At 50.9% G+C, this 1,100-nt stretch carries 1 protein-coding gene and 1 pseudogene; both read left to right on the forward strand.

Annotated features, from left to right (window positions below; genetic code table 11):
• Positions 1-135 (forward strand): annotated as a pseudogene (locus ACTHS3_RS14120) (FAD-dependent oxidoreductase); the annotation flags it as partial.
• 108 nt (positions 136-243) lie between these two features.
• Positions 244-1,100: thioredoxin-disulfide reductase (trxB, locus tag ACTHS3_RS14125; protein ID WP_440368264.1), on the forward strand; the 857-nt coding region annotated here is incomplete at its 3' end.

Below are 1,100 nucleotides of genomic sequence, written 5' to 3' on the forward strand. Positions count from 1 at the left end.
GCCATCATGGGAGATGAGGGCCGTCTGAAACCTTTTGAGCAACTGCGCCACAGCAACATCATTACCCAGCCTTTCCTGCGCAAACTCGGCTCTTTCCTCGGCTCAAAATACTATCAATGGAAAGACAGCCACTAAATCCAAGCAACAAACATATTTCAGACGGCGGCAGATTCAAGTAAAATTCAGGCCATCTGAAAGCTTAGATACGACAAAATTCAATCATTTATCAGCAAGGAAACCATCATGAGCAACCATCATAAACTCATCATCCTCGGCTCCGGCCCTGCCGGCTATACTGCCGCCGTGTATGCTGCCCGTGCCAACCTCAACCCTGTAATCATTACCGGCGTTGAGCAAGGCGGACAACTGATGACCACCACCGAAGTGGACAACTGGCCTGCCGATGCCGAAGGCGTACAAGGTCCGGAACTGATGGCTCGTTTCCAAGCTCATGCCGAACGCTTCGGTACTGAAATGATTTTTGACCAAATCCACACCGTTGATTTGCAAAACCGTCCGTTTACCCTCAAAGGCGATATGGGCGAATACACTTGCGATGCACTCATCGTTGCCACCGGCGCATCCGCCAAATATTTAGGTTTGCCAAGCGAAGAAACCTTTGCCGGAAAAGGCGTTTCCGCCTGTGCGACTTGCGATGGTTTCTTCTACAAAAAACAAGATGTTGCCGTAGTCGGCGGTGGCAATACCGCTGTGGGAGAAGCACTCTACCTTGCCAATATCGCCAACACCGTTACCCTGATTCACCGCCGCGATAGCTTCCGTGCCGAAAAAATCATGGTGGACAAACTGATGCAACGCGTCGAAGAAGGCAAAATCATCCTCAAGCTCAACAGCTCGGTTGATGAAATCTTGGGCGACGAAAGCGGCGTTACCGGTGCACGCCTGAAACACAATGACGGCAGTACTGAAGAAATCGCTGTAAAAGGCGTTTTCATCGCCATCGGCCACAAACCCAACACCGATATCTTCAAAGGTCAACTCGATATGGATGAAACCGGCTACCTGAAAACCAAAGGCGGTACCGGTGACAATGTCGGCGCAACCAATATCGAAGGCGTATGGGCGGCAGGCGACGTCAA

The sequence above is a fragment of the Neisseria sp. P0009.S007 genome, from assembly GCF_051962515.1.